The 16746-nt window shown below is 63.4% G+C and carries 18 protein-coding genes; 8 read left to right on the forward strand and 10 right to left on the reverse strand.

Going from position 1 to position 16746, the window contains the following annotated elements; genetic code table 11:
- Positions 1-209 precede the first annotated feature (209 nt).
- From LPA36_RS03580 to LPA36_RS03600, 5 genes are all read left to right on the forward strand, one after another.
- Positions 210-593 carry a hypothetical protein gene (locus tag LPA36_RS03580; RefSeq protein ID WP_228874757.1) on the forward strand — a complete coding sequence of 128 codons (384 nt, stop codon included), beginning with the start codon at positions 210-212 and terminating at the stop codon, positions 591-593.
- Positions 594-709: 116 nt separating this feature from the next.
- Entirely contained in the window at positions 710-1633 is a 924-nt protein-coding gene (locus LPA36_RS03585; RefSeq protein ID WP_228874758.1) for a class I SAM-dependent methyltransferase, read from the forward strand.
- A gap of 376 nt (positions 1634-2009) precedes the next feature.
- On the forward strand, positions 2010-2252 hold the full coding sequence (locus LPA36_RS03590; RefSeq protein ID WP_228874759.1) for a DUF3311 domain-containing protein: 243 nt from the start codon (positions 2010-2012) through the stop codon (positions 2250-2252).
- Positions 2249-3799 (forward strand): monocarboxylate uptake permease MctP, encoded by a 1551-nt coding sequence (gene mctP, locus LPA36_RS03595; protein WP_228874760.1) that lies wholly within the window; start codon positions 2249-2251, stop codon positions 3797-3799. Before LPA36_RS03590 ends, mctP begins: the two co-directional genes overlap by 4 nt.
- Positions 3800-3959: 160 nt before the next feature.
- The gene (locus tag LPA36_RS03600; RefSeq protein ID WP_228874761.1) at positions 3960-5093 is read left to right on the forward strand and encodes an FUSC family protein; all 1134 of its coding nucleotides are present in this window, start codon (positions 3960-3962) and stop codon (positions 5091-5093) included.
- Between the two features lie 45 nt (positions 5094-5138).
- Here LPA36_RS03600 and LPA36_RS03605 read toward each other — a convergent pair whose 3' ends face one another.
- From LPA36_RS03605 to LPA36_RS03630, 6 genes are all read right to left on the reverse strand, one after another.
- The gene (locus LPA36_RS03605) at positions 5139-5561 is read right to left on the reverse strand and encodes a VOC family protein (RefSeq protein ID WP_228874762.1); all 423 of its coding nucleotides are present in this window, start codon (positions 5559-5561) and stop codon (positions 5139-5141) included.
- 284 nt (positions 5562-5845) lie between these two features.
- On the reverse strand, positions 5846-6799 hold the full coding sequence (tal, locus tag LPA36_RS03610; protein ID WP_228874763.1) for a transaldolase: 954 nt from the start codon (positions 6797-6799) through the stop codon (positions 5846-5848).
- A gap of 194 nt (positions 6800-6993) precedes the next feature.
- On the reverse strand, positions 6994-8214 hold the full coding sequence (locus tag LPA36_RS03615; protein WP_228874764.1) for a benzoate/H(+) symporter BenE family transporter: 1221 nt from the start codon (positions 8212-8214) through the stop codon (positions 6994-6996).
- 37 nt (positions 8215-8251) lie between these two features.
- Positions 8252-9427, reverse strand: coding sequence for a vWA domain-containing protein (locus tag LPA36_RS03620; RefSeq protein ID WP_228874765.1), 1176 nt, complete (start codon positions 9425-9427; stop codon positions 8252-8254).
- 75 nt (positions 9428-9502) lie between these two features.
- A complete protein-coding gene (locus LPA36_RS03625) occupies positions 9503-10090 on the reverse strand; it encodes a GNAT family N-acetyltransferase (RefSeq protein WP_228874766.1) in 588 nt (195 codons plus the stop codon).
- A gap of 95 nt (positions 10091-10185) precedes the next feature.
- Entirely contained in the window at positions 10186-11028 is an 843-nt protein-coding gene (locus tag LPA36_RS03630) for an AAA family ATPase (protein ID WP_228874767.1), read from the reverse strand.
- A 353-nt stretch (positions 11029-11381) separates the two neighbouring features.
- Here LPA36_RS03630 and LPA36_RS03635 point away from each other — a divergent pair, with 353 nt between their 5' ends.
- Positions 11382-11750 (forward strand): c-type cytochrome, encoded by a 369-nt coding sequence (locus tag LPA36_RS03635; protein ID WP_228874768.1) that lies wholly within the window; start codon positions 11382-11384, stop codon positions 11748-11750.
- 49 nt (positions 11751-11799) lie between these two features.
- On the forward strand, positions 11800-12192 hold the full coding sequence (locus LPA36_RS03640; RefSeq protein ID WP_228874769.1) for a c-type cytochrome: 393 nt from the start codon (positions 11800-11802) through the stop codon (positions 12190-12192).
- 110 nt (positions 12193-12302) lie between these two features.
- On the opposite strand, the gene LPA36_RS03645 is transcribed toward LPA36_RS03640, so the two are convergent.
- The 3 genes from LPA36_RS03645 to rsxB all read right to left on the reverse strand — a co-directional run bounded on the left by LPA36_RS03645 (position 12303) and on the right by rsxB (position 14412).
- The gene (locus LPA36_RS03645; RefSeq protein WP_228874770.1) at positions 12303-12737 is read right to left on the reverse strand and encodes a DUF1841 family protein; all 435 of its coding nucleotides are present in this window, start codon (positions 12735-12737) and stop codon (positions 12303-12305) included.
- A gap of 134 nt (positions 12738-12871) precedes the next feature.
- Complete coding sequence (gene nth / locus LPA36_RS03650; RefSeq protein ID WP_228874771.1) at positions 12872-13516, reverse strand: endonuclease III; 645 nt, start codon at positions 13514-13516, stop codon at positions 12872-12874.
- An 8-nt stretch (positions 13517-13524) separates the two neighbouring features.
- Positions 13525-14412 carry an electron transport complex subunit RsxB gene (rsxB, locus tag LPA36_RS03655; RefSeq protein WP_228874772.1) on the reverse strand — a complete coding sequence of 296 codons (888 nt, stop codon included), beginning with the start codon at positions 14410-14412 and terminating at the stop codon, positions 13525-13527.
- Between the two features lie 302 nt (positions 14413-14714).
- Between rsxB and LPA36_RS03660 the strand changes: the two genes are divergently transcribed.
- Positions 14715-15347: a TetR family transcriptional regulator gene (locus LPA36_RS03660; RefSeq protein ID WP_228874773.1), complete on the forward strand. Its 633-nt coding sequence runs from the start codon at positions 14715-14717 to the stop codon at positions 15345-15347.
- 82 nt (positions 15348-15429) lie between these two features.
- On the opposite strand, the gene LPA36_RS03665 is transcribed toward LPA36_RS03660, so the two are convergent.
- Positions 15430-16716 carry a polyhydroxyalkanoate depolymerase gene (locus tag LPA36_RS03665; RefSeq protein ID WP_228874774.1) on the reverse strand — a complete coding sequence of 429 codons (1287 nt, stop codon included), beginning with the start codon at positions 16714-16716 and terminating at the stop codon, positions 15430-15432.
- Positions 16717-16746 lie beyond the last annotated feature (30 nt).

The raw sequence follows: 16746 nt of genomic DNA on the forward strand, positions 1-16746 counted from the left end.
GACGTCTCTCGATGCGTTGCAATTGCGATGCATTATCCGCCGATGGCCGCGCTCGCGCAAGTCACCCGATTGGCCGGGTCAGGGTTTCACTCCGGTCCCCAAACACGCGGGCAATCACAGGTCGACACGGATGCTTTCGTTTGAGCAAAAGCGGGTGCTCTGGCGAACGATTCTGGCGTAACGTTGTTCTTTCTGAACCCCTCACGACGATGCCATCCACCATCCGCAACTCGCTCGTCTGGATATTCGAAGCATTCGAGCGCGACCCAACCTACCTTCGCAAACGGATGTTCGGCTCCGATGCCGCCTATATCGACGGCCTGTTGTGCCTCGTCGCAGCCGATCGCGACGCGCCGTGGAATGGCCTGCTCGTATGCACATCGCAGGAGCGGCACGTCGTGCTGATCGAGGAAATGCCCGCCTTGCGGCCGCATCCGGTGCTGGGAAAGTGGCTGTATGTGCCGCAGTCCGATCCTGCATTTGAAGACGTCGTGGCAAGAATGACGTCGCTCGTGCTTGCGCGCGACTGGCGCGTGGGTGTCGAGCCGAAGCCGCGCCGGCGTGGCAGAAAGGATTCGCTGCCAAAGCCATAGCGCGTTACTAACCCGATGACCGCGGGCACGTGCCCGACCCGGCGCGGCCCTTCGTGTCCGGCAAGTGCTATGCTCTCGTTCGACTAAAAATTGCGTCTCTGGCGCGACATCCTTACATGACGAAACTGATCAAACGTGCTTCGGCCGAGGCGCGTGCTTTCCGCAACAAACAGGCTGATTCCGTGGAATCGAAGCAGACAATGTCGCGCGCGAAAAACCGCGCGTCCGGCAGGAACCGCGACGATGATCTCGACGACGCACCGCTCATCGAGGCGCCGAGGAAGCCGCGTTTCGCGCCGGTCACGTTCTCGGAAGAGGGTGGCGTGCGTTACCTGCACTTCGGCACCGAGTGGGTGCAGGGCGCGATGCGCCTGAAAAAGCCGCATCACATCGAACTCGAATACGCACAGCAGATGATGGCCTGGCTGCTGTTCCTCGAAACGCCGAAGCGCGTCGTCCAGCTGGGCCTCGGCGCTGCGGCGTTGACGAAGTTCGCGCACCGCTTCCTGAAGCGCGCGAAAGTCGAAGCCGTGGAGCTCAACCCGGCCGTGGTGGTGGCAGCCCGCACGATGTTCGAACTGCCGCATGACGACGCGCGCCTCACCGTGCACGAAACGGACGCCTGGGACTTCGTCAACGATCGCGCGAATCACGGCACGATCGGTGCGTTGCAGATCGACGTCTATGACGCGACGGCACGCGGCCCGGTGCTCGACAGCGTCGCGTTCTACCGCGCGGTGCGTGCGTGCCTGACCGATGCGGGCGTGGTCACGATCAACCTGTTCGGTGACCATCCGAGCTTCGTGCGCAACATGAAGCGCCTGAACGAAGCGTTCGACGGCCGCGTGTTCGCGTTGCCGGAGGTGCACGACGGCAATCGCGTCGCGATCGCGTTCTCGGGTCCGGCCATCGACGTCCCGTTCGTCACGCTGCAAAAGCGTGCAAAGCTGATCGAAGACACGCTCGCGCTGCCCGCGCGCAAGTGGCTCAAGGGCTTGCAGGAGTCGACAGGGCAGACGTCCGGCTCTTTCACGATCTGACCGCCTCGCGCCCGCACGGGCGCGCGCTGCAGGCCGCATGACATCAAAGGCCGCGAACGGCAGACATGCCGTCGCGGCCTTCGCTATTTCCGGCGCGCCCTACGCGCTGTCACGCTTGCATCGACGCACGAAAGCGCACTATCGGAGCGCGGCTGCTACAACGTCGAACGCGACGCTCTGTCGCACAGTACTCACCCGAACCTGAGCTTTTTTCACTTGACAAGCGTTGCGCGCTTGGGAAGAACCCCGCTTGACCGCACGTTCGCGGCTCCTATACTCTTTCGAAGCTTTCGGGGTGCCCGTCGGCTATCCGCCCGCGGGGGCCGGTATCCGTCGACACGGGCGGACTATTCAATATAAGTAAAGAGGAGACGTCATGGCTCACGACGCCGACGCCAACAAGTCCAGCAAAGGCTGGTTGTGGCTGTTGCTACTTCCCTGGATCGCGATGATCTGGGTACCGTCCTACAACAAGATCGAACCGCAGCTGTTCGACTTCCCGTTCTTCTACTGGTACCAGTTGCTGTGGGTGCTGATCAGCGCCGTCATCACCGCACTCGTGTACTTCAAGACCAAAAAGCGCCCGACGGGCAACGGTCCGCAAGGAGGCGCGCGATGAACGCCACCGCAACCTTTGTCTTCGTCCTGTTCTTTATCGGCGTCACGATTCTCGGTTTCGTCGCGGCCCACTGGCGGCGCGGCGACCTCGCTCATCTCGAAGAGTGGGGCCTTGGCGGCCGCCGCTTCGGCACGATCGTCACGTGGTTCCTGCTGGGTGGCGACCTGTACACGGCCTACACGTTCGTGGCCGTGCCCGCGCTTGTGTTCGGTGCAGGCGCAACCGGCTTCTTCGCGCTGCCTTACACCATCCTGATCTATCCGTTCGCGTTCGTCGTGTTCCCGAAGCTGTGGAGCATCGCGAAGCGCCATGGCTACGTGACCTCCGCCGACTTCGTCAGCGCCCGTTACGGCAGCCGCATGCTCGCGCTGGCAATCGCCGTGACAGGCATCGTCGCGACGATGCCGTACATCGCGCTGCAACTGGTCGGTATCGAAGTGGTGATCGGCGCGCTCGGGTTCGACACGACGGGCTTTATCGGCGACCTGCCGCTCATCATCGCGTTCGCGATTCTCGCGGCGTACACGTACACCTCGGGTCTGCGTGCACCGGCGATGATCGCGGTCGTCAAGGATGTGCTGATCTACATCACGATCGCCGCCGCGATCATCGTGATCCCGCCGCAACTCGGTGGCTTCGGACATATTTTCTCGGTCGTGCCGCCTGCCAAGCTGCTTCTGAAGGCGCCGGATGCGGCCAGCCTGAACGGCTACAGCGCCTACGCGACGCTCGCGGTCGGCTCGGCGCTTGCGCTCTTCCTGTATCCGCACTCGATCACGGCCGTGCTGTCGTCGAAGTCGGGTAACACGATTCGCCGCAATATGGCGATGCTGCCGGCGTATTCGCTGGTGCTGGGTCTGCTCGCGCTGCTCGGCTTCATGGCGCTCGCGGCCGGCGTGAAGGACATGCCGGAATTCGCGCCTTACTTCAAGGCGTTCGGTCCGAACTTCGCCGTGCCGGCGCTGTTCCTGCACTTCTTCCCGTCGTGGTTTGTCGGCGTCGCGTTTGCGGCGATCGGCATCGGCGCGCTGGTGCCGGCGGCGATCATGTCGATCGCGGCTGCGAACCTGTACACGCGCAACATCCACAAGGAGTTCGTGAACCGCAACATGTCGCACGAGCAGGAAACGAACATCGCCAAGCTCGTGTCGCTGATCGTCAAGGTCGGCGCGGTGGCGTTCATTCTTGGCTTGCCGCTGACGTACGCGATCCAGTTGCAGTTGCTGGGCGGGATCTGGATCATCCAGACGCTGCCGGCAATCGTGCTCGGCCTCTATACGCGCGTGCTCGACTACCGCGGCCTGCTGGTCGGCTGGGCAGTCGGCATCGCAACCGGCACGTGGATGGCGATTTCGCTGAAGCTGGCGGGTTCGATCTTCACGATTCACCTGTTTGGCCTCGCGATTCCGGGCTACGCGGCAGTGTGGTCGCTGATCGTGAACCTGGTGGTGTCGGTGGTCGTGAGCATCCTGGTGCGCGCGCTCGGCATGGCCAAAGCTGAAGACCGCACGCGTCCGGAAGACTATCTGGACGTCGTCGAAAGCTGATCGAAAGACATCCGGCGGCGCACGGCGCGCTTCCGGAAAGCCGGCTGAACCCGAAACGCCCGCAACGAAAGTTGCGGGCGTTTCTGCTTCCGGTGCGGGATACTGGACGTTCGACGCGCACGTCCTTCGACGTCTTCACCTGAAACCCGCTTCGATACGCATGGCCACTGCCGATTCCGACCGCCTTCAAACCCGTCGCGCCCGCCCCGGTCGCGCCCGGCGCCTCCTGCGCACGATCGTCTCCCCGTACTACCGGTACCGTCACGCGAAGCTCTTCCACAGCCTGCGCGTCGGGCTGGCGATGCTGGTGTCGATACTCGCGACGACCGGCGTCGACGTGCCGCACGGCATCTGGGCATCGGTGACGCTGCTGGTGGTGATCGGCGGCCTCCAACATCACGGCAACATCCGCAAGAAAGCCGCCGAGCGGGCAGCGGGCACGCTGCTTGGTGCGTCGATCGGGCTTCTGATGATCCTGCAGCGCAACCTGATCGGCTCGTTGCCGCTCACCTATGTGTTGATGTCGGTGGCGGCGGCGATCTGCGCGTGGTTCGCGATCGGAAAGCCGGGCTACGTCGCGCTGCTGACGGCGATCACGATGTGCATCGTCGCGGGTCACGGCGAGAACCTGATGGACGTGGGTCTCTGGCGCACACTGAACGTGCTGATTGGCATCGTGATCGCGCTCGCGTTTTCCTTCGCACTGCCGCTGCACGCGACGTACTCGTGGCGCTACCTGCTGGCCGACAACCTGCGTACCTGCGCGCGCCTCTATGCGCGTCTGGTGCGTGGCGACACGCCACCATCCACCGACGAGACCCTGAAGACGTTCCTCGCGCTCAACGTGCGGCTCGTGCAGTTGCGGGCGCTAATTCCCTCGGTGGCGAAGGAGATCGACGTGCCGGAAGCGCGGCTCGAGGACATCCAGCGCCTGCACCGCGCGCTGCTGAGTGCACTGGAGCTGATGTCGACGGGCACGATCGCGCATCTCGATGCCGCAAGCCGTGCAGCCTTCGCGCGTGAATGTGGCATCGAGGTGAACGCCGTGTGCACCGCGCTGCTCGGCATGGCGCGCGCATTGCGCTTCGCCGGGGCGACGCGTTTTCATATTCCCGGCGCGTCGGCGACTGCGATAGCGCCGGACCCCGGGCTGCTCACCAACCTGCCCGTGGACCTGCACGGCCCATACTGGCTTGGTCTGCGGCTGGCGGAGCAGGTCGACAGCCTGCGGGCGTTGCTGCTGGAAACTGAGACGAACTGGAATATCGAACAGCGCACGCGGGTCGCCGCGTGAGCGGCGGTCGCACGCGTGCTGCATGAGGATGCCGGTTGCGAAGGCTTAACCGCCTTCGTGCGGAACGGTCACCATCCAGGGAATGCCGAACCTGTCGACGACCATGCCGAAGCCCTTCGACCAGAACGTCGCCTGCCACGGCATCATCACGGTGCCGCCATCGGCCAGTGCGTTGAAGTACTTCTCGGCGGAGGGGACGTCGTCGGCAGTGAGCGACAGGCTGAAGCCGGCCGGCCGCGGCGATGCGCTGTTGCACTCGCCATCGGACGCCATCAGTTCGGTCGAGCCGATCCTGAATGACGTGTGCATGATCTTTTCTTCGTTGCCCGGCGGCATGGTTTGTCCTTCGGACGGCGGCGCATCCTTGAAGCGCATCTGGAACAGCACTTCGGCACCGAGCTTCTCGCCGTAAAACTTCATCGCCTCTTCACAGCGACCGTTGTAGAACACATAAGGCTGAACTTGCATCGTCGTCTCCCTGGGTGTGTCGCGGGGTATCCGCGCAGACAGTGCTACCGGCCGTCCCGTTGTGCGGGCATGCGCCGGCAAGCGACCGTTCAGACGATTGTAGACGCCGTCTCGCGCGCGTTTGTGACAGTGTGTGAGGAGGTGTGAAAAGCGCAGAGGAGCGTGTGAGACGCTGAGGGCGTGCGCGCGACCGCAAGCGGGTCACGCGCAGGTAAAACGCAGGCAGGGAGGCCGTCTGTCGGGTACGCGTTATGCGATATTTCCGGCGCGACCCGACGTGGACCCTAGCGCAGACTTTCGATGAGTTTTTCGAGCTTGACCGCGTCGGCGGCGAACGTGCGGATGCCTTCCGAGAGCTTTTCCGTCGCCATCGCTTCTTCGTTCAGCAGGAAGCGGAACGAGGGCTCGTCGACCGGCACGCGCGCGATGTTCTCGCTCTTGCCCGTATCCGCCGACAGCTTGCGCTCGACCTTGTCCGTGCTGTCCTGCAGCTTTTGCAGCAGATCCGGGCTGATCGTCAGCAGATCGCAGCCGGCCAGTTCGGTGATCTGCGAGGTTGTGCGGAAACTCGCGCCCATCACTTCGGTCGGGTAGCCGAATTTCTTGTAGTACGCGTAAATGCGGCGCACCGACTGCACGCCCGGGTCGTTCGCGCCGCCGTCGCGCGCTTCGTCCCAGTTGCTGCCGGCGTTCTTCTTGTACCAGTCGTAGATCCGGCCGACGAACGGCGAGATCAGCTGCGCGCCCGCCTCAGCGCAAGCGGCCGCCTGCGCCAGCGAGAACAGCAGCGTCATGTTGCATTTGATGCCGTCTTTCTGCAGCACTTCGGCTGCGCGGATGCCTTCCCACGTCGACGCGAGCTTGATCAGCACGCGCTCGCGGCCGATGCCGGCGGCCTTGTAGAAGCCGATCAGTTCGTGGGCCTTGTCGATCGATGCTTTCGTGTCGAACGACAGGCGTGCATCGACTTCAGTCGAGACGCGGCCCGGGATGATCTTGAGAATTTCGGTGCCGAAGGCGATCAGCAGCTGGTCGATGATGGCGCCGACCGGCTTCGATGCGTGATCGCGGACGGTTTTTTCGAGGAGCGGCCGGTAGTCGTCCTTCTGCACGGCCTTGAGGATCAGCGACGGATTGGTCGTCGCGTCCTGCGGCTTGTACTGCGCGAGTTGCTGGAAGTCGCCCGTATCTGCGACGACGGTGGTGTACTGCTTGAGCTGATCGAGTGCGGTTGTCATGTCGAGCCTTCTGGGCGCGCACGCGCCGTGGTCCAGGGAAAGATGGGACTGCCGCCATGCCGCTGCGGCAGCGGTCATCATGCGGCGTTCATGCGATGGAACCATGAAGCTTACCGCGAAGCGCCGCCCAATAACGCTATTCTATGGCGGATCGGGTGATAGGGTTTTTACAGGGTACAGCCGGTGCGGCGCGGCTACGCCCGTCGCGCATTCAGAACGAGTTGCGTGAGGACGCCCGCGACCAGACCCCAGAAAGCGGAGCCGATCGACAGCAGCGTCAGTCCCGAGGCGGTCACCATGAACGTGACGAGCGCGGCTTCCCGCTGCTTCACGTCCTGCATTGCGTTGGCAAGGCCGCTCATGATCGAGCCGAACAGCGCGAGCGCCGCCACCGACACAATCAGCGCATTTGGCAGTGCAGCAAAAAGTGCCGCGATCGTCGCGCCGAAAACGCCGGCGATCAGGTAGAACGTGCCAGCCCAGACAGCCGCGGTATAGCGCTTCGCGGGATCTTCGTGTGCTTCTGGACCCGTGCAGATCGCCGCCGTGATCGCCGCAAGATTGATGCCGTGCGAGCCGAACGGCGCGAGGATCAGGGAAGCGATGCCCGTCGTGGCGATGAGCGGCGCGGAAGGCGTCGTGTAGCCGTCTGCGCGCAGCACGGCGATGCCTGGCACGTTCTGCGACGCCATCGCCACCACGAAGAGCGGAATGCCGATACTGACGATCGCGGAAACCGAAAACGCCGGCATCGTGAGTACCGGGTGCGCCAGCGCGATATGAAACTGGCTGAAGTTGAGGAGGCCAAGCGCGCCGGCGACCGCGGTGCCGACGATCAACGTCGTCACAATCGCGTAGCGCGGCGCGACGCGCTTGATGAAGAGGTACGTGAAGAACATCACGAGCACGAGCGCGGTCTGGAACTGCGCCGCGCGGAAAATCGCGATGCCGATCTCAAAGAGAATGCCCGCCAGCAGCGCCGACGCGATACCCGCCGGAATCTTCTTCATCAGCGTGTCGAACCAGCCGGTCAAACCGACTACCGTCAACAGCAACGCGCAGACGATGAACGCGCCAATTGCCTCCGGATAGGCGACGTGCGGCAGCGACGTCACGAGCAGCGCGGCGCCCGGCGTCGACCACGCGATGACAACCGGCGCCCGGAATTTCAGCGACAACCCGATCGTGGTGAGCGCCATGCCGATCGACAGCGCCCAGATCCACGATGAAATCTGCGCATCGGTGAGATGCGCGGCCTGGCCGGCCTGGAACATCAGGACGAGCGAACTCGTGTAGCCCGTCATCATCGCGACGAAACCGGCGACGACCGCCGACACCGAGGTATCGGCAAACGGCCGCAGCTTCGCGGGACGTGCGGCGGCAGGGGAGAGTTCGGGCGTGGAAGACTGCGTCATGCGGATTCTTTCTTTCGTGAGAAGGATGAACGAGGCGTTATTTGCTGAGCACGCGCATTGCGGATTCGAGGCCGGCGAGCGTCAGCGGATACATGCGCTGGCCGAGCACCTCGCGGATGATCGAAACCGACTGGCGGTATTCCCACAGACCTTCCGGTTCGGGATTGAGCCACGCGTGATGCGGGAACTGGTCGGCGAGACGCCGCAGCCACACGGCGCCCGGCTCGGTGTTGTTGTACTCGACCGAGCCGCCCGCCTGCACGACTTCGTACGGGCTCATCGTCGCGTCGCCGACGAAGATCAGCTTGTAGTCGGGCGTGAACCTGTGCAGCACGTCGTACGTCGGTGTGCGTTCGGCGTGACGGCGGCGGTTGTTCTTCCACAGATAGTCGTAGACGCAGTTGTGGAAGTAGTAGAACTCGAGGTGCTTGAATTCGGCTTTGGTCGCCGAGAACAGCTCTTCCGTGCGCTTGATGTGATCGTCCATCGAGCCGCCGACGTCGAGCAGCATCAGTACTTTCACGTTGTTGTGCCGCTCGGGCACCATCTTCAGGTCGAGCCAGCCGGCGTTCGCCGCGGTGCTGCGGATCGTGTCGGGCAGATCGAGTTCCTCGGCGGCGCCTTCGCGCGCGAAGCGACGCAGGCGGCGCAACGCGATCTTGATGTTGCGCGTGCCGATCTCGACCTGATCGTCGTAATCCTTGTACGCGCGCGCTTCCCACACTTTCACGGCGCTGCGATTGCCCGATGCCTCGCCGCCGATGCGGATACCTTCGGGGTTATAGCCACCGTGGCCGAACGGTGACGTGCCGCCCGTGCCGATCCATTTGTTGCCGCCTTCGTGGTGGCCTTTCTGTTCTTCGAAGAGCTCTTTCAGGCGTTCCATCAGCTTGTCGAGGCCGCCCATCGCCTCGATCTGCGCTTTCTCTTCGGGCGTGAAGTCGCGTTCGAGTTTCTTCTTCAGCCAGTCGAGCGGGATGTCGAACGCGAGCTCCGTCTTGCCCGCGACGCCGCGGAAATACTCGCCGAATGCCTGGTCGAAGCGGTCGAAATACTGCTCGTCCTTCACAAGCGTGAGGCGCGCGAGATAGTAAAAATCGTCGAGCGACGGCGCGATGATGTTCGCCTTGAGCGCTTCGAGAAGCGTCAGGTATTCCTTCACCGAAACCGGCAACTTCGCGGTGCGCAACGTATAGAAGAAGTCGATCAGCATGCTGTTTCCTCTGCGTGTCCGGGCCCGTGTATTGCCATGTTTGCGAGTGCTGTTGCGCGATTGATGAACGGCGCTTCAGCGCGCGAGCTTGTACTTCAGATGGGCGCGCACGGCGGGCCATTCCGATTCGATGATCGAGAACACGACGGTGTCGCGCAGCACGCCATCCTTGCCGATCTGGTGGTTGCGCAGGATGCCGTCCTGCTTCGCGCCAAGCCGGGCAATTGCGGTGCGCGACTGATGGTTCATGAAATGCGTGCGGAACTCGACGGCGATCGCATTGAGCGATTCGAACGCATGCGTGAGCAGCAGGAGCTTTGCCTCAGTGTTGAGCGGCGTGCGCTGCACGCGTTTCGCGTACCACGTGTGACCGATTTCGAGCCGGCGATTGACGGAATCGACGTTGAAAAAACGCGTTGCGCCGACAACATCGCCCGCCGCATCCCGCACCACGAACGGATGCGCACCGAGGTTGTCGCGCATGGCGAGCGCGGCCTCGATCCATGATCGCACGTGTTCGGGAGCGGGCACCGAGGTGTACCAGAGCTTCCACAGCTCGCCGTCGGCTGCTGCGGCAGCGATGGCCTTTTCGTGGTCGAGGGTCAGCGGCTCAAGCGTGACATGCTGGCCTTTCAACGTAACGGGCTCGATCCAGCGGCTCATGCGGTTCTCCAGACGTGTTCGATTGACGGCATTCCCGGCAAGGCAGGCAGGCCGCGACATTCTGTCGCACCCCGCGCTTCAGGCCAGGCGCCTTTCTAGCGGTTGTTGCGGTTCATGAAAATGAGGCGCTCGAAGAGGCTGACGTCCTGCTCGTTCTTCAGGAGCGCGCCGTGGAGCGGCGGGATGATCTGCTTCTGGTCCGGCGAGCGCAGCGCTTCGGGCGGGATGTCTTCGGCGAGCAGCAGTTTCAGCCAGTCGAGCAGTTCGGACGTGGACGGCTTTTTCTTCAGGCCCGAGACGTTGCGCAGCTCGAAGAAGCTCTGCAGCGCGGCGGCCAGCAGTTCCTTCTTGATGCCCGGATAGTGGACCTCGACGATCTGCTGCATCGTCTGGGCATCGGGAAAACGGATGTAGTGGAAGAAACAGCGGCGCAAAAACGCGTCGGGTAGTTCCTTCTCGTTGTTCGACGTAATGATGACGAGCGGACGCTGTTTCGCCTTCACGAGTTCGCGCGTTTCGTACACGTAGAACTCCATGCGGTCGAGTTCGCGCAGCAGGTCGTTCGGGAATTCGATGTCGGCCTTGTCGATCTCGTCGATCAGCAGCACGACCTGTTCGTCCGATTCGAACGCCTGCCACAGCACGCCCTTGACGATGTAGTTGCGGATGTCCTTGACGCGCTCGTCGCCGAGCTGCGAATCGCGCAGGCGCGAAACCGCGTCGTATTCGTAGAGGCCCTGCTGCGCCTTCGTGGTCGACTTGATGTGCCACTGAAGGAGCGGCATGCCGAGCGCCGCCGCGACTTCTTCGGCGAGCATGGTTTTGCCCGTGCCCGGCTCGCCCTTGATGAGGAGCGGACGTTTGAGCGTCATCGCGGCGTTGACCGCGAGTTTGAGGTCGTCGGTGGCGACGTACTGCGATGAGCCTTCGAAGCGCATGGCGAACTGCTCTCTTGGAAAAAGACCAGTATAAGTCAGAAGCCCTGTTCCGCCGAAGCGGGCTCGGGTAGGGTGTGAACCCGGCGCAGGCAGCGTTTGCCTGTGCTGGCGGTGTGTCCGTGCAGTGCCTTCGATGGGCCTTCAACGGGCCATTCATGTGCCCGCGCAGCGTGCGGCGGCATGCCTGTCAGGTGTGGCGCGGTGGCCTCGCGCCCGCCATGTGGACGCCCGGCGCAGCGTCGCGGTACAATTAGCGCGATTTTTTTGGCCTGCGTGGCACCTCTACAAGAATAACGGCGCAGGCCGTTGCCTTTTCCGGGCGCCCGTTTTCCCCTCATGCCAGGTTAGAACCTATGAACAAAATCGTCGGCAAACACCTCGTGATCGCAGCGCTGTCAGCGCTCGCAGGCTTTGCAGCCAGCGCGCAGGCAGCGGATGTCGTTGGCAACGCGAAGGCGGGCCAGGGCAAGGTCGCGATGTGTATCGGCTGCCACGGCATCCCCGAATACCGCACGGCGTACCCGGAGGTCTACCGGGTGCCGAAGCTGGGCGGCCAGAACCAGGCCTACCTCGAAAGCGCGCTGCGCGCCTACCGGAAGGGTGACCGCCACTTCGAAACGATGCATGCCATTACGTCGTCGCTGTCGGATCAGGACATCGCCGATGTCGCGGCGTATTACGCGGCGCAGACGTCCTCTTCGAAGAACAATCCCGACAAGTGATCGATACAGGTCACCTACAGTTCACCACATTCGCGGGATAGGAGAATTCATGAAGAAGCCCCATCAGGCACTCCACACGGTATTGAAGGCAGCGTGCGCGACGGTCGCAACGGTTGCATTCAGCGGGCTCGTCGCAGCAAACGCGGCGCATGCCGCCGACGCGGCGAACGGCAAGGTGCTCACCGAAGCGCACAACTGCGCGGCCTGCCACGGTCCGAACCTGAACAAGCCGGTGAGCCCGGAATATCCGAAGCTTGGCGGCCAGCATGCCGACTACATCTACTGGGCGCTGCGCCAGTATCAGATGGGCAACGGCAATCCGCACCTCGGGCGCAACAACCCGATCATGCAGGCGCAGGTGCAGAGCCTGTCGCCGAGCGACATGAAGGACATCGGCGCGTACATCGAATCGATCGACGGCGACCTCGTGCAGAAGAAGTAAGCACGGCGCGTTTTTCAGCAGGTTGAAACAGAACACCCCGCTCTCCGGCGGGGTGTTCTGTTTTGTGGTTCAGGTTTTTCTGCTTTCGGGCGACCTGGCGCTGGCGCGGGTCAGTCGCGTGATGCGCGACGCTCGATGCGGGCGAGATAGGCGTCGGTGTCCGGCGGCGTGCCAGTGCGCTGCGCTTCCCAGATCGTTTCGCCAAGGCAGTCCATGATGGCGTGCTGCGCGTCGTGCGTCGAGCCGAGCCGCGAGGCGAGGCGCTCGTGTGCTGCACGGATGCCGGGCGGCTGGTCGATCGACAGCTGTTCGGTGATCGCCAGATGCATCGACAGATGCAGGAACGGGTTCGTCTGCCCGCGCTCCGGCGAGTAATCCTGCGACGGCGCGGCTTCGGCGTTGGTGAGGTCGACGTGATACTCGGGATGCTCGACGATCCAGTCCGCGGCAATTGCTTCGAGCGGCGTCAGGATTTCGCCCGCGCGCTGTTTGCGCCAGGTGTCGGTGAAAAAGAGGCGAACTTCGTCGCGGCTGGGATTGAACATCGTGGGCGGTATCGAATGGGGACGGCGTGCTTGTCGCAACGGCAAGCCGCCATTTTACGTCGTTGGGCAAATGGCCGCTGACGGCGCACGTTCTGGCGATTGCGTGTCCTGACCGGAAGCGGCGGCAGCGGCGCTCAAAGCTCCGGCGGAGGCGTTTTCGGCCGGTACTCGCACAACGGCTCGATGACGCAGTGCCAGCATTCGGGCCGGCGTGCCTTACATACATATCGCCCGTGCAGGATCAACCAGTGATGTGCATCGTGCTGGAACGCAGGCGGCGTGAACTTCTCAAGCGCGATTTCAACCGCGCGCACGTCCTTGCCTGGCGCGAGTCCGGTTCGATTGGCAACCCGAAAGATATGCGTATCGACGGCGATCACCGGATGGCCGAACGCGGTGTTCAGGACCACGTTCGCGGTCTTGCGACCGACGCCGGGCAGACTCTCCAGCGCTTCGCGGTCGTCCGGCACTTCGCCGCCGAACTGGTCGAGCAGGATGCGGCAGGTCGCGATGACGTTTTTCGCCTTCGTGCGATATAGCCCGATTGTCTTGATGTAATCGGCGACGCTTTCTTCGCCGAGCGCGAAGATTGCCTGCGGCGTGTTCGCGACCGGGAACATCCTGCGCATCGCCTTGTTGACCGATACGTCGGTGGCCTGCGCCGACAGCATGACGGCGATCAGCAACTCGAATGGCGTCGTGTATTCGAGCTCGGTGGTTGGATGCGGGTTGAGCTCCTGCAGCGTCTCGAAGATCGCGCGGCGTTTGTTGGCGTTCATGCTGGCGGTCAGGATTCCGGTGACGGGTTGCGGGCGGCATCCTCTGCTGCGGGCGCCGCCGGACCGGGGTCGACGCCATCCTGGGCGATGCCAAGCCGGCGGCGGCGTGCTTCGGCCGCGTCGATCTGCGCCTGGACATCGGCGCTGACCTGCTGCGTGTTCTGCGGACCCTGGCCCTGCGCGGCGAGTTCTTCCTTCTTCTTGCGGGCCCGCTCGAGCGCGGCCTGGATGATCGCGCGTTTCTTCGCTTCGGGATCGTCGGCGGGCGTAGCGGAAAGCGCGGCGGGGGCGTCAGCCGTCGCAGCCGCCTGCGAAGCAGCCGCGGCGGACGGCGCAGCACCCGGCGCGCGACGCGCCGCCGCGCGCGCTTCGGCGGCCTCGCGTTCGCGCGCAAGCCGCGCCGCGCGCGCTTCGTAGCGTTCGCGGGCGGCGTCGGCAAGCGGTTGCGACCACGCATCCCATCCGGTGTGCTCGCCGGTGACCGGCACCATCGCGATACAGTCGACGGGGCAGGGCGGGACGCAGAGATCACACCCGGTGCAGAGCGCCGCGATCATCGTGTGCATCTGTTTAGGCGCGCCGACGATTGCATCGACCGGGCACGCCTGCATGCACAGCGTGCAGCCGATACACAAGGTTTCGTCGATGACGGCGACTGGACGCGGGCGTTCGACGCCGTTCTCCGGGTTGAGCGGGATCAGCGGCCGGCTGAGCAGGGCGGCAAGGCGCGCGATGCCCTCGGCGCCGCCAGGCGGGCACTGGTTGTAGCTGGCCTCACCGCTGGCAATGGCTTCGGCATAGGGGCGGCAACCGGCGTAGCCGCACTTTGTGCATTGCGTCTGGGGCAGCAGATCTTCGATGCGATCGGCTAGTGTTATGGAATCAGTCACGGTCACGACATCAGGGCTGGCCGGCGGCCCGTGCGGGGCGTGAAAACGGCCCGGCCGGGGCGCGCGGCGGCGGTGTGCGACAAGGCTGGAGCGCTTGCGCGACGGGGCTTGCGCCAAATAAGGGATTATCGCCGATTTCCCTGATTGTGCTTCGCAAACCATGTGCCATAATCGAAGCGCTTTCTCGAAAGACCGCAACAGGGTGTCCCCCAACCATGGCGCGCCCGTTCAGTGCCGCAGGTTCCTGGCCGAGGAGAGAGGCCGGCGGCACGATCCGGATAACGCGGCTCACGAAGCACGATGCCACCATGAATCAGCCGAAAATCAAAAGAGATCCTGAAGGCACCCGTCGCCGCATCCTGCTCGCGGCGGCCGAGGAATTTGCAAATGGTGGGCTGTTCGGCGCACGCGTCGACCAGATCGCCCGCCGCGCGGAAACGAATGAGCGCATGCTCTATTACTACTTCGGTAGCAAGGAGCAGCTGTTCACCGCGGTCCTGGAGCACGCGTTCAGCGCGCTGACCGAAGCCGAACGCACGCTCGATCTCGGCGGCATTGCGCCCGTCGAGGCGATCACGCGACTCGCGCATTTCGTCTGGGACTACTACCGCGATCACCCCGAACTGCTGCGTCTCGTGAACAACGAAAACCTGCATGAGGCGCGCTACATACACAAGTCGACGCGCATCCGCGAAATGATCTCGCCGATCGTCGCGACGCTCGGCAACATCCTGGAGCGTGGCCAGCGTGCGGGGCTCTTCCGCACGAACGTGGATCCGCTGCGTTTCTATGTGACGTTGTCGGGGATGGGGTATTACATCGTGTCGAACCGCTTCACGCTCGAAGCGACGCTCGGCCGCGATTTCAGCTCGGCGAGCGAGCGCAGCGAAATCATGCAGATGAATACCGAGTTGCTGCTGGCTTACCTGATGCGACGCTAGGTTCACGTCGGGTCACGCGCTTTGACTTCCAGATGCGACCGCGGCGCCAATCACTGGCGCCGCGGTCGCATGCGTCGCAGCGTTATGCCTGCTGCGCTTCTTTTTCCCTGCGTTCGGCCTTGAGCGGCTTGTTGTGCGCGAGGATGAAATCGCGCAATTGCGGATAGATGATGGTGCGCCAGCGGCGGCCCGAGAAAATGCCGTAGTGGCCGCACTTTTCGGCAGTGAAATGCTGCTTGTTTTCTTCCGGAATGCCGCTGCACAGCTCCTGCGCGGCACGCGTCTGGCCGCTGCCGGAGATGTCGTCGAGCTCGCCCTCGATCGTGAAGAGCGCCGTGCGATGGATGTCCTGCGGACGCACCGGTTCACCGGCCACTTCCCACGTTCCTTCCGCGAGGCGGAACTCCTGGAACACGATCTGGATCGTCTCCAGATAATAGTCCGCAGCCATGTCGAGCACGGCGTTGTACTCGTCGTAGAAGCGGCGATGTTGCTCGGCATCTTCCTCGTCGCCACGCATCAGGCTCTGGTAGTAGTCCCAGTGCGAAGCCGCATGCCGTTCCGGATTCATTGCGACGAAGCCGGTGTGCTGCAGGAAGCCCGGATAGACCTTGCGGCCGGCACCCGGATAGTTCGGCGGCACCGTATAGATCACGTTGTTGTCGAACCACTCGTACGAGTGCTGCGTGGCGAGCGAATTGACTGCTGTGGGGCTCTTGCGGGCGTCGATCGGGCCACCCATCATCGTCATGGTGCGCGGCGTGTCTTCACCGCGGCTCGCCATCAGCGAGATCGCCGCGAGCACCGGCACGGTCGGCTGGCACACCGAAATCACGTGCAGATCTTTCGCGCCAATGTGGCGGATGAATTCCTGAATGTATTCAACGTAGTCGTCGAGATGGAACGCACCATCCTCGATCGGCACCATGCGCGCGTCGATCCAGTCGGTGATGTAGACCTTGTGGTCCTGCAGCAGCGTGCGCACCGTGTCGCGCAGCAACGTGGAGTGGTGGCCCGACAGCGGGGCGCATACCAGCACGACCGGCTCATCTTTCAGTTGCGTGACCGCGTCGCTGTCGTCGGCGTAGCGCTTGAAGCGCAGCAGGCGGCAGAACGGCTTCTCGATGACGGTCTGTTCGACGATCGGAATCTTGTGGCCGTCCTTTACGATCTGGTGAAGGTTGAACTCGGGTTTCTCGTAGTCCTTGCCAAGGCGATAGAGGAGTTCGTAGCCAGCCGACAGTCGGGTCGCGCCCGGCACATAGGCAAACGGACTTGCCGGATTCGCGAAGGATTTCGACGCAGCCTGGGCCCAGGCGGTGAGCGGGCTCAAAAGCGCCCGCTGGAATTCGTGCAGTTGATAGAGCATGGGTGCTCCGGCGTTAGTGTTGTTCGCGTG

The organism is Paraburkholderia saeva (assembly GCF_907164555.1).
Taxonomy (GTDB): Bacteria; Pseudomonadota; Gammaproteobacteria; order Burkholderiales; family Burkholderiaceae; genus Paraburkholderia; species Paraburkholderia saeva.

What these genes read in the sequence shown, in the direction of transcription:
- LPA36_RS03580 (WP_228874757.1), top strand. Translation starts at nt 210, where the DNA reads ATGCCATCCACCATCCGCAACTCGCTCGTCTGGATATTCGAAGCATTC.
- tal (WP_228874763.1), bottom strand. Translation starts at nt 6,799, where the DNA reads ATGACAACCGCACTCGATCAGCTCAAGCAGTACACCACCGTCGTCGCA.
- LPA36_RS03625 (WP_228874766.1), bottom strand. Translation starts at nt 10,090, where the DNA reads ATGAGCCGCTGGATCGAGCCCGTTACGTTGAAAGGCCAGCATGTCACG.
- LPA36_RS03600 (WP_228874761.1), top strand. Translation starts at nt 3,960, where the DNA reads ATGGCCACTGCCGATTCCGACCGCCTTCAAACCCGTCGCGCCCGCCCC.
- LPA36_RS03635 (WP_228874768.1), top strand. Translation starts at nt 11,382, where the DNA reads ATGAACAAAATCGTCGGCAAACACCTCGTGATCGCAGCGCTGTCAGCG.
- LPA36_RS03615 (WP_228874764.1), bottom strand. Translation starts at nt 8,214, where the DNA reads ATGACGCAGTCTTCCACGCCCGAACTCTCCCCTGCCGCCGCACGTCCC.
- nth (WP_228874771.1), bottom strand. Translation starts at nt 13,516, where the DNA reads ATGAACGCCAACAAACGCCGCGCGATCTTCGAGACGCTGCAGGAGCTC.
- mctP (WP_228874760.1), top strand. Translation starts at nt 2,249, where the DNA reads ATGAACGCCACCGCAACCTTTGTCTTCGTCCTGTTCTTTATCGGCGTC.
- LPA36_RS03590 (WP_228874759.1), top strand. Translation starts at nt 2,010, where the DNA reads ATGGCTCACGACGCCGACGCCAACAAGTCCAGCAAAGGCTGGTTGTGG.
- LPA36_RS03620 (WP_228874765.1), bottom strand. Translation starts at nt 9,427, where the DNA reads ATGCTGATCGACTTCTTCTATACGTTGCGCACCGCGAAGTTGCCGGTT.
- LPA36_RS03645 (WP_228874770.1), bottom strand. Translation starts at nt 12,737, where the DNA reads ATGTTCAATCCCAGCCGCGACGAAGTTCGCCTCTTTTTCACCGACACC.
- LPA36_RS03665 (WP_228874774.1), bottom strand. Translation starts at nt 16,716, where the DNA reads ATGCTCTATCAACTGCACGAATTCCAGCGGGCGCTTTTGAGCCCGCTC.
- LPA36_RS03585 (WP_228874758.1), top strand. Translation starts at nt 710, where the DNA reads ATGACGAAACTGATCAAACGTGCTTCGGCCGAGGCGCGTGCTTTCCGC.
- LPA36_RS03660 (WP_228874773.1), top strand. Translation starts at nt 14,715, where the DNA reads ATGAATCAGCCGAAAATCAAAAGAGATCCTGAAGGCACCCGTCGCCGC.
- LPA36_RS03630 (WP_228874767.1), bottom strand. Translation starts at nt 11,028, where the DNA reads ATGCGCTTCGAAGGCTCATCGCAGTACGTCGCCACCGACGACCTCAAA.
- LPA36_RS03640 (WP_228874769.1), top strand. Translation starts at nt 11,800, where the DNA reads ATGAAGAAGCCCCATCAGGCACTCCACACGGTATTGAAGGCAGCGTGC.
- LPA36_RS03605 (WP_228874762.1), bottom strand. Translation starts at nt 5,561, where the DNA reads ATGCAAGTTCAGCCTTATGTGTTCTACAACGGTCGCTGTGAAGAGGCG.